This window comes from Candidatus Spechtbacteria bacterium, assembly GCA_016188605.1.
Taxonomy (GTDB): Bacteria; Patescibacteriota; Minisyncoccia; order Spechtbacterales; family JACPHP01; genus JACPHP01.
The window spans coordinates 43,767-57,693 of sequence record JACPHP010000010.1; the positions used below are offsets into that span (position 1 = coordinate 43,767).

The window sequence follows — 13,927 nt, forward strand, 5'->3', positions numbered from 1 at the left end:
TGGTCGGAGGTTCATTAATACTTATAGCACGAGTTGACCGCAGCGCGTAAAAAATGATATACAACACGAATACTTCGAATGAATAATCAACCAGCAAGGGAGGGTTGAAATGACGGATAAGAAAGCAACGAACGATTCAGAAAATTTGCATGTGGATAATCATAGCGCGATTCATCTTGCGTCAGTTACGTGGGAGGAAATGGTTAGGATAGTGCGTCGTAACCTTCCCAGCCATCGTCAGGTTCCTCTTGATCTTAAAGATTTTCCTACCGCGAAGGAAGCGGAAGAGGCAATTAAGAAAACTTCTCGTTGGAAGCTGTGGAGAAAAGATGGTAAGGATTTAATGATCACGCGATGGGTGCCAAAAGATCCAACTCAAACTATTGTAGTTATAGGTTCTGCGGCAATAATTGCTGCAAGTTTGGCTATGATGCTTAAGAACAGAAAAGTATGGGATAAAAAAATTCCTCCTCAGGGGGAAAAGAAATAATTTTAAGGGCGTCCTGCCAATACAGGGCGCCTATTCTATTGCTTCTCGCGTTCGTTTATTTCTGTATATAAAGACAGAGACAAATATTATTATAAAGATTATTATTACGCCTATAACGATAAGCGTTGAGTCAAGCGAGGGTTTTTCAAGTTTATTTTTAAGTTCGTTGCTAAATTGTTGAGGATCGGTCGTTCCTATGCCGGCAAGTAAATCCTGTTGTTGAAGATTGGTTTTTGGGGTGGAAGAACCATCGTTTATGGTTTTGTTTGAGGCGATATTTAACGAAGCTGACACATTATTTTTTTGAGCAGGCATTGTTGCCAAAGTCGCGGCAGTATTTTTTGCAAGCGGCGTGCCATTAATTGGTCCGGCGTGCCAGCCAGCTAAATCCAAATTGCGTTCCATGGTCTGTTTTGTTTTAGCATCGCCCGCGAGCCAGCCATAAGATCCGTCTATTACATCTTGTACGGCTCCCGTTGTATCTGCGAGCATCAATTTTTCTCCGTTATTACTAAGCGCGCCGCTGTAGATTTGGCCGGCGGCAATATTAGGCACGCTTTGGTCATCAGTGCGCTCGAGCAAGAAGTATCCACCAGCGGGGACTATACCCCGCAAAGTAATGCTAGGTGAACCGTCAGCGGACTGAAGGTGCCAGCCATCAATATTAACCGTATTATCGGTGGGGTTATATAACTCCATCCACTCGTCATTGGCAGAGGCAGTAGATCCGGCCCAGGCTATTTCATTTATGATGATAGTAGTCCCAGCGTGCGAGCTAGAAGTGAAAATGATATAATAGAAAATAGCTAATATTATCGAATAAGCGCTTCTGTTTGACAACCTAGATTTAATGGTATATGATAGTATCATAAAGATAGATGAAATTTGAATTGGCGCGGTATATTCATTATACGCTCTAACAGCCCTATATAAAGCTGTTTTTATTTTTCTTTAGAGTTATGTCAGACAATAAAATAACCGAATATATAATTGAGGAAAGTCCAGAGATAAGCATGGGCGAGGCACCCGGTTGGGGAGGCCGTTTTTTTCGCGCATTCCCGGCGTTTAAATCGCGCAGCTACCGCATGTATTTTGTCGGCCAACTGATTTCTCTTATTGGTACATGGCTGCAAACAGTCGCGCAAGGGTGGTTGGTGTTTCAGCTTACGCATTCTGCGTTTTGGGTAGGAACAATTACGGCTATCGGAAGCTTGCCCATCTTGATGTTGGCGTTGTTTGGGGGTGTTATCGTTGACAGATATAATAAAAAATACATTCTTCTTTTTACTCAGTCGTTCGCTATGATTTTAGCGTTTGCTCTTGGAATACTGGCATGGTTTCAAATTGTAAATATTTGGGAAGTGGCAGTGCTATCCTTCTTGCTAGGTGTTACGAGCGCAATAGATATGCCAGCGCGCCAATCATTTGTGGTTGAGATGGTAGGGAAGGAGAATTTGGCATCAGCAATCGCGCTTAATTCAGGCATATTTAACGCGGCCCGCGCAATAGGCCCGGCTGTGTCGGGCGTGTTGGTGGCGCTGGTGGGGACCGCGGGCGCATTTATTTTAAATGGCGTAAGTTATGTGGCAGTGATTATCGCGCTTTTGTTGATGCGTGTAAAAATTGAGTTGCCAAAAGTTCATCCTCATCCATTGCATGCTATCCGTGAGGGCATAACCTATGCAGGCCGTCATTCTGTTATTCGCATTCTTTTGATATTTGCCGCCGGCACATCTGTTTTTGGGTGGTCTTATACAACCGTAATGCCCGTGATAGTGGCGGATATATTTCACAAGAGCGCGCTGGAGCTAGGTTATTTTTATTCAATTTCTGGCATCGGAGCGCTTCTGGGCGCGTTTGTAGTTTCTATATTTTCAAAAAAAGCAAATCCGTTTCGTTTCATAATGTTTGGAAATACTGTTTTTAGTTGCGCGTTGATTCTTTTTAGTTTTACTAATTATATGCCGCTTGCGTTTGTATTTTTGTTTTTTGCTGGCTTCGGTCTGGTCATGCAATTTTCCATGATCAACACAACCATTCAGCATCTTGTGGAAGATCGTATTCGCGGACGGGTAATGAGCATTTACACCCTAATGTTTATTGGCTTGTCGCCAGTGGGTAGTTTTGAAATAGGTCTTGTGTCGGAGCATTTTGGAACACAGTTTGCGGTGCGAGCGGGGGCGATACTAGTGCTATGCATGGGATTTGTGCTGTTCAGCATACGCAAAAAGATTGATAGGGAATATAGGATGTATACGGGGAATAATAACTAGAATTTTGAATTTTTAGAATTTCGAAATTCAAAATTGCATACTGCGGTATTGCTCTTTCACTTTTTTAAAATCTACGCTATAAATAATTCATTGAAAATTAATTATTTTTCGTATGCGATATTATATTATATTTTCAGTTCTTGTAGTCATCGGTGTCGGGGGGCTATTGGTGGTTAGATTTTATCCTTCATCTCAGCCTAATACATCATCGCCGGTAGCGCAGGTCCCACCTTCGACTGGTTCAACTCCTTCGACGAACTCAGGGCAGGCAAGCTCCCCTCAATCTAATTCGGGGCAGGCAGGGCAAGCAGCTGCACCAGCGCAGACTGCAGCAAATACAACTAACCCTAAAGAAAAATTTATGATAGCAACAATTGAAACAGCGCGCGGCAATATCGTATTAAAACTTTATCCGGATGTTGCGCCAAAAACAGTGGCAAACTTTATAAAGCTAGCTAAGGAAGGTTTCTATGATGGCATTACTTTTCATCGAGTGATTTCTGATTTTATGATTCAAGGCGGCGATCCTTATTCTAAGACGCACGCAGGCCCAGTAGGTACTGGAGGCCCAGGATATAAATTTGAAGATGAAATAAATCCTAAGGTGCTTGGAATGTCTGATGATGCGATTGCTCAATTAGAGGCGCAAGGATATAAATACAATTTTTCTCTTGCCTCACTGCCTGTAAATGTGGGAATGTTAGCCATGGCAAACTCTGGCCCTGATACCAACGGCAGTCAATTCTTCATTGTTACTCAGCAAAATCAGCCCCATCTTAATGGCAAGCATACGGTGTTTGGAGAAGTGATAGAAGGGATGAATGTGGTGCGCGCGACCCAGCAGGACGACGTAATGAAGAAAATTACGATAAGCGAATAAATAAAATGCCCCCCGACACAATGTGTTGGAGGGCATTTGGTTAGGTGGCGTTCCAGTCAACAGTCCTCTTGTTGCATGGGACAAGCCCATCGCCTTCGTCGTTTACGGCAGGTATACGGCGAATTCGTCGATTTACCTGTTGTTGGATAAAATTTTGAAGCTTACTGCTTCCCCATCTACCATGTCCAAAATGACCGGTCAAACTAGGGCAGTTATTTTGCTGCCTGTGATGCCGATGTCCGTTGGATCTAGCCTCCAGTAGCTTTTCGCGTCTCGGATCGCGCATACGAGTTGGCTTGAAAGGACTCGGGAACCCTTTTACCAAAATAGCGAGTATACTCGATTCCTCCAACACTGCCTCTTGTTTGACTACGTCCATAGAGTCAATACCCCCTACCGCAAAAGTACAAAAGTACAAAAATCATTATAGCTTTGTACTAACAATCTGTCAAGCGTGCGTAGAAATACATCCTCTTGTATTTCTTGTACCAATTCAGCTGCTGGAATAAGTTTTGTTATGAAGTATTATGTTGAAGTAAAGCCAAATAGCAAGCAAAATAGCATTGAAGAAAAAGACGGCACTCTTTTAGTACGCGTCCATGCGCCTGCGCGAGAAGGCAAGGCCAACGAGGCCGTGGTTAAGCTTATAGCAAAGCATTTTCATGTAGCCCCATCGCGTGTGTCACTTATACATGGTGAAAGGGGTAGGAAAAAAGTTGTTGAAGTAGTGGTATAATGGAACAATGAGACAATGCAACAATGAAGCCATTGAGTAATGAACTTATGAAATCCTCTCCTAAAAAAGTAGCAGTGTTTGATATTGACGGCACAATCTTCCGCTCCAGCCTTATGATTGAATTGCTGGAAGAGTTTATCGAGCAAGGCGTTTTTCCTGCTAGCGCGCGGCGAATTTTCGAAGAAGAGCATCGCATGTGGCTTGAACGTCGGGGATCATACAACGATTACACAAAAAAGATTATTGAGGCATATTTTAAGCATATTAAAGGCGTAAAGCTTGATGACGCGCTAGAGGTGGCGAATCTCGTAATGCTTTTTCATAAGAATCGCGTGTATCGTTATACTCGCGATCTCGTGGAGAAGTTAAGGGATACGCACTTCTTGCTGGCTATTTCCCATTCCCCGTATCATATAGTTGAGCCATTCTGCCGCGAGTGGGGCTTTCAAAAAGTGTATGCATTCTTCTACGAAGTAAACGATAAAGGATATTTTACTGGCAGTATTGAAGATGAGGCATTGATGCGCGACAAGGGCAAGATTTTTCAAAGAGCTATTGAGAAAGAGCATTTGACATTGAAGGGTTCGGTGGGAGTTGGCGATTCGGAGTCTGACATAACGTTTTTAAAAATGGTGCAAAAGCCAATCGCATTTAATCCTAGCTCCGGACTTTATAAAGTAGCCAAGCGCAATAAGTGGGATATAATCGTGGAAAGGAAGGACGTGATGTACCGTCTTTAGAAATTTCAAAATTCAAATTACAAAGTCCAAATGGGCATTTATCATTTTACCTTTGATATTCTATATTTATGCTATAATAACCATAGTAGAATTAATCAACTTAATATCAATGGAACATTGAACAATGAAGCCATTGAGCAATGTAATTATGAAAAATTTCTCCCTCTCCACCATCGCAGGTGCTACCCTAGGATTACTATTAGTAGGATATACAGTGTTAGCTTGGTCAGTGCCAACATCTCCCGCTCCGGGGGGTAATATGCCATCTCCGTTAAATACAGGAATATCAGATCAAACTAAAGCAGGCGGAACATTAACATTACAAGGAGATTTAGTATCAAAAAATACAACTATCAAAGGAGATGACATGGTTCTTGGAGCTGGAGCGGGACAAGGAATAACAACAGACGGAGACCTTAAAGTAACAAACTCTTCCGGTCAAGAAAAAGTAGGTTTACATGCCGGAGATATAGGGAATTGGTTTCTAAAACTTTTTGATTCAAGCGGCAATTCACAAATCGCCTTTAATCCACAAGATAAAAAAATTCAGGCAGGCACTGTTACTATAAATGGCGATGGGACTATTTCGCCCAACCTCAACGCCAATAAACTTCAAGATCTTCAAGCCGCCGACTTGATGGCGGCGGGAGGAGGGGTAATGTCCCCGGCAGATTATTATAAATATATTTATGTTTATTTTTCAAAAAATTCGCACGATGGAAATTTGGGCGGTTTGACCGGCGCAAATACTATCTGTGCTAATGAAAAAACAGATGGCGTGCCGAGCGGCCTTACCTATAAAGCTTATTTATGCGACACTTCTGCATGCCAAAAACCAATAGCCACAACAAATACCATAGTAATAGGGGCCCCAAGGGGAATCGGACTTGGATATTATAAAATTATCAATATATTGAAAACTCCCGATGCTCTAAGCGCGTCAACCGGCTCATGGGACGAACTAAAATACGGTCTTTCAGGCATAGGAAGCTCTAGTGCTCCGTTTGCGTCCCTCGGGCAATTTTTAGTCGAAACGTCGCCGATAACTTATTGGACCGGAATTGGCTCTCCAGCATTATTTTATACAAACGTGGCGCCGTTGGGGGTTTATGACCTTAAAATGCCTAGTAGTTATAATTGCAATTCATGGACCGGTGCTAACCAAGATGGTTATTTTGGTAACGGTAGTGAGGTGTTTACGGCTCAAAATTGGGTCACTACTAACAGTCGGCAAGGATGTAATGTGGAGAGGTTCTTGCTTTGTTTTGCTCAATAAAATTTTACGCTTCAATGGCTAATTCGTTTATTCGCTAGAGATTCGTTATTCGTTGATTAAATTCATGCTTGACATTCGTTTCATTCGTGAAAATCCAGATATTGTAAAAAAAGCTGTTCAGAATAAGAACAGCGATGTTGATATTGATAAATTGCTTGAGGTTGATGAAAAGCGTCGAAAATTTATTGGGCAAGTAGATGATTTTCGCGCCAAGCAAAATCTTGTTTCAGATCAAATCGCTCAAGAAAAAGATGAAAATATCCGCTCGGAAAAAATAGAAGAGATGCAGCATTTAAAGCGCGATTTACACGACGTAGAGGGGCATTTAGCAGAAATTGAACTGGAGTTTAAAAGCATGATGATGGAAGTGCCAAACATTCCTTTTGATGATGTGCCAGTCGGGCGCGACGAGAGCTTTAATGAAGTATTGCGCGAAGTAGGAGATAGACCTAAATTTTCTTTTGAACCCAAAGATTACATGACCCTGGCGCAAACGCATGACTGGATAGATGTGGAGCGCGCTTCAAAAATAGCTGGCACAAGGTTCTCGTATCTTCGCCGCGACTTACCATTACTTGAGTTTGCCATAGTCACTTACACCATGAATAAGCTTGCAGAGCACGGATTTATTCCATGCCTGCCGCCGGTGTTTATTAAGCCGGAGTACATGGACGCGATGGGTTTTTTGCACGGCGCGACTAAAGATGATGTATATTTCTTGGAGCAAGATCAAATGTATTTAGTGGGTACGTCTGAGCAATCAATCGGGCCAATGCACGCGGGCGAAACATTGCCGCGTGAATATTTGCCGCTTCGCTATGCCGGATTTTCCACTTGTTTCCGCAGAGAAGCGGGATCGTATGGTAAAGACACCAAGGGCATCTTGCGCGTACACCAATTCGATAAAGTAGAAATGATCAGTTTTTCCGCGCCGGAAAAATCACGCGAGGAGCATAAGTTTCTTTTGAGTTTGAATGAAGCAATGATGCAAGAGCTTGGATTGCCATATCGCGTAATTCATATCTGTACCGGCGACCTAGGCCTTTCTAAAGCTGAACAGTTTGATATTGAAACATGGATTCCAAGCGAGGGCAGATACCGCGAAACACATTCGGCAAGCAACACAACTGATTTTCAGGCGCGCCGCCTCGGCATAAAAACAAAAAACGAAGAAGGGGATACGGTGCTCGTGCACATGCTTAATGACACGGCATTTGCCATCGGCCGCATTCTTATTGCTATTATAGAAAACTTTCAACAGGAAGACGGGAGTGTGCGCATTCCCGATGCTTTGGTGCCTTATTTTGGGGCGGAGGTGATGCCGAAGAGTAAATAGTAAGGTAAATATCGTTCGTGTTTGTCATCTCGAACGCCCTGCAGCAGCGGGGCGGAGAGATCTCTCGTCGTTGCTACGACTTCGAGATGACAAACTATTTTTGAGACGTTATTTCGACTCACAATTTGACTTTTTTCATGCACCTAACGTTTTTCCAGCGTAAAAAGCGCAACCATTTTATTGGCGAAGAAAAAGAGAAAGGGTTTAAATCGCACACCTTTTCCATTTTGCCAAAGCCCTCATTTTCCCATGCCGTTGGTATGGGCGTCTTTTTATTGCTTACCATTGGTGGATTCGCAATCTATGCGCTATTTTTTTCCAAATGGGCGCGCATTACAACAATCAGTGTTAACGGCTCGCAATTTGTCGAAAGCGAGCAGGTTTTGCAAATAGCGCAAAATGCGGCGAATGGTAAAAAGTTTTTAGTATTGCCGCTTAATTCGTACGCGATGTTTCCTGCAGCATCGATAATTCAGGCCGAGGAAAAAGCATTTCCGCGACTTGCTTCAGTTTCGGTATCGCGATCATTTCCACATATCGCTACAATTACAGTTAAGGAGCGGCAAATCGCGGGAATATGGTGCGTCGACCAGCAAGTCGGCTGCGCGTTTATAGACTCCGAGGGAGTTATTTTTGAATCCGCGCCATCGTCAACGCAAGGCATGCTTTTCTTTTTAGTTGAAGACGGCCGAGCGGCAACGGTGCCAGATTTAGGAACACAGGTGCTGGACGCAAAAATGTATGTTTTTTTGCAGGATTTGAGAGGGAGCTTAAGCCAAGCAAAAATTATACCCGCGCGTATCAGAATAAAAAGCAACGAGGAAGTTGATATTACGTTCAATGGCTCTTCGCAAAGCACGTGGGACGCGTATTTTTCCACACAGGAAAGTCCGCAGTACCAGGCGCGGGTATTAGCGCGCATTTTGTCGGAAGAGGTCGGCGATAAACAGATTCCGCTACTCTCATATATTGATATGCGCGTGAAGAATAAAGTATTTTATAAATTCAAAGACCAAGAGCCGGTAGCGCCAGTCACTCAACCCTAGCAAAAAGCCCCGCTTGGCGGGGCTTTTTGCACTATTCGATGTGATAAACAAATATAGAATATCCAATTACTGTTACTGGCTTATATGCATCGAGCCATTTGTAGAATGTTGTAGATTCTTTCCAGCCCTTGGCTGGTACGGCCCTGCCTTGCTGAAGGAATGTGGCGGATACTGCTATCCAACCTTTCTGCGGACCAAGACTGGCGTTCATTTGCTCGTAATGATTGCCCAAGTAGTAAGTTGGGCTGCTGCCGCCAAAATAATCAACCTTTATTTTATTGATATTATTTTGTTCTACGAATTCAGCTAGTCGTTTGAGGTTTTGTCCCCAATCAAGGTTTGAATCAGTTACATATTTATAGCCATTCGCGGGCCCGCCGGCAATTTCATTAAAATATGCAAGGTAATGTGGCGCGACGGCAATGCTCGTCATTCCATACCAGAAAAGCAATACAGCAATTAAGAACACGCGGAACCATTTTTTAATATACGCGGCAACTGTTTGTGCCACAGCGGCAAGAGGATGAGTTGGCACGATCGTTATTGGCTCGTGAATCCAACGATGAATCTGTCCTGCCACAAGAATTATAATGAATGGAAATGTTGGAATGATGTGACGGACGCCGATGTTGAGGTTGCCTGTCATACTGGTCATCCAGTAAAGCAAGATGAACAACACCATAATGAACTCGGTGAAGTTATTATACATGAACTCTTTAAGCATTGTCCAACAGCCATGGATTCTCCCCTCTAAAGCATACGCGCGATTGAGAATAGTAGAATTGCGCCAAAGAGATTTAATGAAAAGAAGAACAGAAAATCCGAGTAGGATAAGAAATGCCGTAGGAATCTTAAGGAGGTAAACGACAGGGAAGTAATACCACCATGCAACATTGGCAACTTGGCCCAGGAAATACGTGGTGTTGCCGCCGCCAACGCGAAGCACTACCATTGCTAGCCCGAGAAGATACTGAGAATAAGCGCGCAGTACTGGCTTGTCGGCCATCCATACGAGCGCGTGGTTTATGTTTTGCAAGCGCGGCCCATCAAGGATTGTATTGATGTCCTGTATTTGTTTTTCCACGGGATAATTCAGTACATGGAATTGGTATACCGGATAGAGAAAAATATACGACATCACGACAATTCCGGTGAACACGGCGGCATAGCGGAGTAAGCGTTTTATTATCTGTAATGAGATAATCTCCAGGGGTGGGTCTTTGAAAATAACCCACAAAATTGTTGCGGCTATGAAGAGCGGCCACAGCAGAATGAGTGAGAATTTTGTTAGCTGTGCAATGGCAATTACAAACGAGGCAAGGAAAAAGTTTTTCCAAGTTTGGCGTTCAAGAAAATGAAGATATGCCCACGTGCCGGCAAAAAATGCTGCCGCGGCCGGAACGTCGGTTGTAACTAGACGGCCATGCGCGATGAGTTCTGGTGAAAACGCGTAAATAAATAACGTAAATAGCGCGGTTTTTTCTCCAAATAATTTTTTAGTCCAAAGAAATATGCCGATACCAAGCAAAAGCATTACAAGGATTGGCCCCATGCGTCCCCACCAAATAATCTGGTCGGGGTTATTACCAGATTCAAAAAGGAATTGTGGAGCTAAACTCCACTGGTCGTTGACATTTGTCGTCCAGCTTGGGCTTTGGTCAGGAAAATTTAAATTTAGGAAAAGAAGCGGAAGAGCGGCGATGTCTTTAATGAGTGGCGGATGCTCGGGATTGATGCGGTAGTCATGACGCGTGAGGTAACTGTACCCCGCGGTAATGTGGGGCGCTTCGTCGGTGGTGATGGAATCGCCATAACTTGCAAAAAGCGCTGCCGCAGCCATAACTGTAAGAAGGAATATTGCTATCCAATTCGAACGAGAAAAAAAGTTTGTCATGTAGTACATGATACCATATTAGCGTATTGTATAGAATCTGTCGCAATTTCAAAAGGACGGACCGACCCTCCTGCAGGAGGGTCGGTCCGTCCGGAAGGGTAGCATGTATCTGGGAGGGGGTGTGTTGCACGAATACAGAATATGTAGTATAGTGATTAATAGAAAAAATAGGGAGGCAATGTGACTAATATACTTGCAAGTGCAAGCGCTGATGCTATGGTCACAATGAGCCGTAAATTTCCCGAGGCATACGAAGGCTCGATCTGTCCGTCAGACATTGATGCGCGAGTATGCGCGCGAGTTAATTTTTTCAATACATTTGGGCATTATGAAACAGAATCTTCCGCATGGTGGGTTGTGTGGTTTTGCCAGAATCAAGGAAGCTGGGAACCGTTCTCATTTAAGCAAATCGATTCATTCTATCGTGCTAACAGAGGACTCGGTCATTTTACTCTCAACAGATTAGTTCCTGATGAATTCATCATTTTGATGGACGACGGGAAATATCGCGTCACCGAGGGATTCATTTCGGCATGCCATCGCGCATCGCCGGTATAAGCTGCAAAGCCCCGCTAAGCGGGGCTTATTCTTTTCACTGAATTCCATCAAACTCTGCGCGGCGGCAGATATGCACAGGCGCAATAATATCAAATTAGTTTCGCTCGAGATATAATATAATATGTAGATGTTTTATATTCAAGGCTCAATGAAGGGCACGTTTTATGTAACAGCGCCGTTTTATAGGCCAAATACGTAAGCCATATGATTGGCTTTATGCTCCAATACTTTCGTCAATTCATCCGACATACAGAATTTTTTCTTCCCTCGATTCTTCTAGCAATAACTGCGGCAGGATTTTTTTTGCAGCTATCGCAATTATTACTAGCAGCTTTGGTTATTGGGCTCGCTAAGCTTGTTCTAGAATCGTTCTATAAAATTCGCGAAGGCCATTTTGCGCTCGATTATGTAGCGCTGCTTGCGATGGCAACTTCACTTGCGCTATCGGAATTTTTGGCGGGCGCCATCATCGGCTTTATGTATGCTTTCGGCTCGGCTTTAGAAGATTATGGCTACGCTCAGGCGCAGAAAACATTAAAGGCATTGATTGATCAGATTCCTAAAACCTGTTTAATTAAGGGCGCAGACGAAAAAGTTGCTCCAAAGAATATTCAAGATGTGAATGATGGCGAGATTATTCTTGTGCGGAAAAATGAGCTTATCCCGCTGGACGGTTTTTTGGTTTCACATGAAGCAGTAATTAATGAAGCTAATCTTACGGGCGAGATAGAGCCGAAAGCGTATGGGAAAAATGATTTTTTAAAAAGCGGTTTTATTAATGTTGGCAATACTTTGGAAATGAAGGTGGTGGGTGACTTTGCTCACTCCACATATCAGCGCATTGTGCAAATTGTAGAGGAGAGCAAAAAACAGCCCGCAAATTTAGTGCGCCTAGCCGAAAGATTTAATGTTATCTTTACTTTAATTACATTAGTATTCGCAGGAGGCGCGCTGCTGTTTTTTAACGACTGGACGCGCGTGCTCGCCGTGCTTGTTATTGCAACTCCATGCCCATTGTTGATTGCTGCGCCCGTGAGTTTTCTTGGGGGGCTTAATAAAGGAGCGCGCAGAGAGATTATTTTTAAAAAACCGATTATTATTGAGCTGTTGCGAAGTGTGCGAACTGTGTTTTTTGATAAAACCGGTACACTCACGCTAGGAGAGCCAAAACTGCAAAAGATTATTATCCACGACAGTGCGTTAGACGAAAACATCGTCATTGAGCTTGCTTCTGCGATTGAATTTCATTCCATACACCCGCTTGCCCGATCGTTCATACAAGAAAGAGAACGACGCGAACTCAGGGCGCTTATTGCGCTAAACGTTGACGAATCAATAGGTAAAGGGATTTCAGGGGAGATTGACAATAAGAGGTATAGTTTGAAAAAATCGTCTAAATTAAACGCCGGAGGAATTACAATTGATTTTTTCTCCGACGATAATCATGCCGCCACATTTATATTTGACGACGCGCTTAAAGATGATGCCGCTGAACTTTTCTCTTATTTTCGGGATCGCGGTTATTATGTAGCCATGCTTACCGGCGATAAAAAGGAAAATGCTGACAGACTGTTTGGAAGATTTAATATACCAATTTACGCCGAGTGTTCGCCGGAAGAAAAATCTCGCATTGTTCGCGAGCACCAAGGGAGGGGGCAGAAAGTTGCGCTGGTCGGCGACGGGCTTAATGACGCGCCTGCCCTTGCGATCGCTGACGCGGGTATTGTGTTTTCTGGAACAGAAAACAGCGCCTCAATTGAAGCTGCTGATGTAGCAATTCTTTCTCATGAAGCCGGCCGTGTGAGTGAGGCGTTTGAAATAGCTCGTAGTTCGTATGGAGTCGCGTTGCAAAGCATCGTAGGAGGTATTGGGCTGTCAACTATAGGTATGGTGTTAGCGTTTTTTGGATATATACCACCAGTAACAGGCGCTATTTTGCAAGAGGTGATTGATGTTGTGGTGATAGTTAATTCTTTAAGATCAACCTATTGAACAATATAATTAACAAGAAGCAAAAGAGCAATGAAACTATGAAACAATTTAGTTGTATAGTTCATTGCTCCATTGTTCAATTGTTTCATTGCGGCGTTGCTGCGTTTGACTTATTCTCTCAAAAATACTATCATAGTTTTATTGTCCAATCGTAGTTAATAACGCGAGCGGATAGGTCGTATTATAAAAATTCCATTGAGTCAAAGTACAGTCCGATTAGGCAAATTTTAATTTGATCTAGGAATGTCTTTACTCCTCGTATAATGTTTGATCGAAACAACGGGGGCAATGGTGGCAATGGCTTTGAAAGGAGAATGATCCAGGGCAATTGGAAATGTTCTGATTGCGGAACTGAGATCACGGAACTCCCATTTGAGCCACGCGACGGTAGCTCTGTATATTGCAGAGAATGCTATCGCAACCATCGTCCTCCACGAAGAGATTTTAGATAATAAAGTCTCGCATTGATTAAAACCAGTCCCGCCTAGGCGGGACTGGTTTTGTTATAGAGTCAGAAATCGCCGGCTTTAGCTGGCGTGCGCGTGTTTTTGATGTATTTAAGTTTCTCGCAGGAGGGTCGGTCCGTCCTGCGCGCCATCCTCAACCTAAAGTTATCCACACCCTACCCATCGCAGGGGGGGGGGGGGGGATTCATGATATACTATATTCATAGGTCTGCCAGTTTATATTCTTATTCATTAAACTA

13 protein-coding genes are annotated in these 13,927 nt (G+C 43.4%); 11 read left to right on the forward strand and 2 right to left on the reverse strand.

The window, feature by feature from the left end; translation table 11 throughout:
* Positions 1-109: 109 nt before the first annotated feature.
* Positions 110-490, forward strand: a complete 381-nt coding sequence (locus tag HYV65_02140; GenBank protein ID MBI2463011.1) for a hypothetical protein — start codon at positions 110-112, stop codon at positions 488-490.
* A gap of 30 nt (positions 491-520) precedes the next feature.
* Here HYV65_02140 and HYV65_02145 read toward each other — a convergent pair whose 3' ends face one another.
* A complete protein-coding gene (locus HYV65_02145) occupies positions 521-1,360 on the reverse strand; it encodes a lamin tail domain-containing protein (GenBank protein ID MBI2463012.1) in 840 nt (279 codons plus the stop codon).
* Between the two features lie 89 nt (positions 1,361-1,449).
* Here HYV65_02145 and HYV65_02150 point away from each other — a divergent pair, with 89 nt between their 5' ends.
* The 7 genes from HYV65_02150 to HYV65_02180 all read left to right on the forward strand — a co-directional run bounded on the left by HYV65_02150 (position 1,450) and on the right by HYV65_02180 (position 8,777).
* The gene (locus HYV65_02150; protein MBI2463013.1) at positions 1,450-2,763 is read left to right on the forward strand and encodes an MFS transporter; all 1,314 of its coding nucleotides are present in this window, start codon (positions 1,450-1,452) and stop codon (positions 2,761-2,763) included.
* A 361-nt stretch (positions 2,764-3,124) separates the two neighbouring features.
* On the forward strand, positions 3,125-3,643 hold the full coding sequence (locus HYV65_02155) for a peptidylprolyl isomerase (protein MBI2463014.1): 519 nt from the start codon (positions 3,125-3,127) through the stop codon (positions 3,641-3,643).
* A 517-nt stretch (positions 3,644-4,160) separates the two neighbouring features.
* Entirely contained in the window at positions 4,161-4,379 is a 219-nt protein-coding gene (locus HYV65_02160; protein ID MBI2463015.1) for a DUF167 domain-containing protein, read from the forward strand.
* A 23-nt stretch (positions 4,380-4,402) separates the two neighbouring features.
* Positions 4,403-5,119, forward strand: coding sequence for an HAD family phosphatase (locus HYV65_02165; protein MBI2463016.1), 717 nt, complete (start codon positions 4,403-4,405; stop codon positions 5,117-5,119).
* A 148-nt stretch (positions 5,120-5,267) separates the two neighbouring features.
* Positions 5,268-6,395, forward strand: coding sequence for a hypothetical protein (locus HYV65_02170; protein ID MBI2463017.1), 1,128 nt, complete (start codon positions 5,268-5,270; stop codon positions 6,393-6,395).
* A 64-nt stretch (positions 6,396-6,459) separates the two neighbouring features.
* On the forward strand, positions 6,460-7,731 hold the full coding sequence (gene serS / locus HYV65_02175) for a serine--tRNA ligase (protein ID MBI2463018.1): 1,272 nt from the start codon (positions 6,460-6,462) through the stop codon (positions 7,729-7,731).
* A 137-nt stretch (positions 7,732-7,868) separates the two neighbouring features.
* Entirely contained in the window at positions 7,869-8,777 is a 909-nt protein-coding gene (locus HYV65_02180) for an FtsQ-type POTRA domain-containing protein (GenBank protein MBI2463019.1), read from the forward strand.
* 31 nt (positions 8,778-8,808) lie between these two features.
* Here HYV65_02180 and HYV65_02185 read toward each other — a convergent pair whose 3' ends face one another.
* Positions 8,809-10,617 (reverse strand): glycosyltransferase family 39 protein, encoded by a 1,809-nt coding sequence (locus tag HYV65_02185; GenBank protein MBI2463020.1) that lies wholly within the window; start codon positions 10,615-10,617, stop codon positions 8,809-8,811.
* Positions 10,618-10,851: 234 nt separating this feature from the next.
* Between HYV65_02185 and HYV65_02190 the strand changes: the two genes are divergently transcribed.
* From HYV65_02190 to HYV65_02200, 3 genes are all read left to right on the forward strand, one after another.
* Positions 10,852-11,229, forward strand: coding sequence for a hypothetical protein (locus tag HYV65_02190; protein ID MBI2463021.1), 378 nt, complete (start codon positions 10,852-10,854; stop codon positions 11,227-11,229).
* A 216-nt stretch (positions 11,230-11,445) separates the two neighbouring features.
* Complete coding sequence (cadA, locus tag HYV65_02195; protein ID MBI2463022.1) at positions 11,446-13,221, forward strand: cadmium-translocating P-type ATPase; 1,776 nt, start codon at positions 11,446-11,448, stop codon at positions 13,219-13,221.
* A gap of 263 nt (positions 13,222-13,484) precedes the next feature.
* Positions 13,485-13,673, forward strand: coding sequence for a hypothetical protein (locus HYV65_02200; GenBank protein MBI2463023.1), 189 nt, complete (start codon positions 13,485-13,487; stop codon positions 13,671-13,673).
* Positions 13,674-13,927: the final 254 nt, after the last annotated feature.

Coding starts and splice junctions, on each gene's coding strand:
- HYV65_02145 (MBI2463012.1), bottom strand. CDS start 1,360: ATGATACTATCATATACCATTAAATCTAGGTTGTCAAACAGAAGCGCT.
- HYV65_02170 (MBI2463017.1), top strand. CDS start 5,268: ATGAAAAATTTCTCCCTCTCCACCATCGCAGGTGCTACCCTAGGATTA.
- HYV65_02150 (MBI2463013.1), top strand. CDS start 1,450: ATGTCAGACAATAAAATAACCGAATATATAATTGAGGAAAGTCCAGAG.
- serS (MBI2463018.1), top strand. CDS start 6,460: ATGCTTGACATTCGTTTCATTCGTGAAAATCCAGATATTGTAAAAAAA.
- HYV65_02140 (MBI2463011.1), top strand. CDS start 110: ATGACGGATAAGAAAGCAACGAACGATTCAGAAAATTTGCATGTGGAT.
- cadA (MBI2463022.1), top strand. CDS start 11,446: ATGCTCCAATACTTTCGTCAATTCATCCGACATACAGAATTTTTTCTT.
- HYV65_02180 (MBI2463019.1), top strand. CDS start 7,869: ATGCACCTAACGTTTTTCCAGCGTAAAAAGCGCAACCATTTTATTGGC.
- HYV65_02160 (MBI2463015.1), top strand. CDS start 4,161: ATGAAGTATTATGTTGAAGTAAAGCCAAATAGCAAGCAAAATAGCATT.
- HYV65_02165 (MBI2463016.1), top strand. CDS start 4,403: ATGAAGCCATTGAGTAATGAACTTATGAAATCCTCTCCTAAAAAAGTA.
- HYV65_02200 (MBI2463023.1), top strand. CDS start 13,485: ATGTTTGATCGAAACAACGGGGGCAATGGTGGCAATGGCTTTGAAAGG.
- HYV65_02155 (MBI2463014.1), top strand. CDS start 3,125: ATGATAGCAACAATTGAAACAGCGCGCGGCAATATCGTATTAAAACTT.
- HYV65_02185 (MBI2463020.1), bottom strand. CDS start 10,617: ATGGCTGCGGCAGCGCTTTTTGCAAGTTATGGCGATTCCATCACCACC.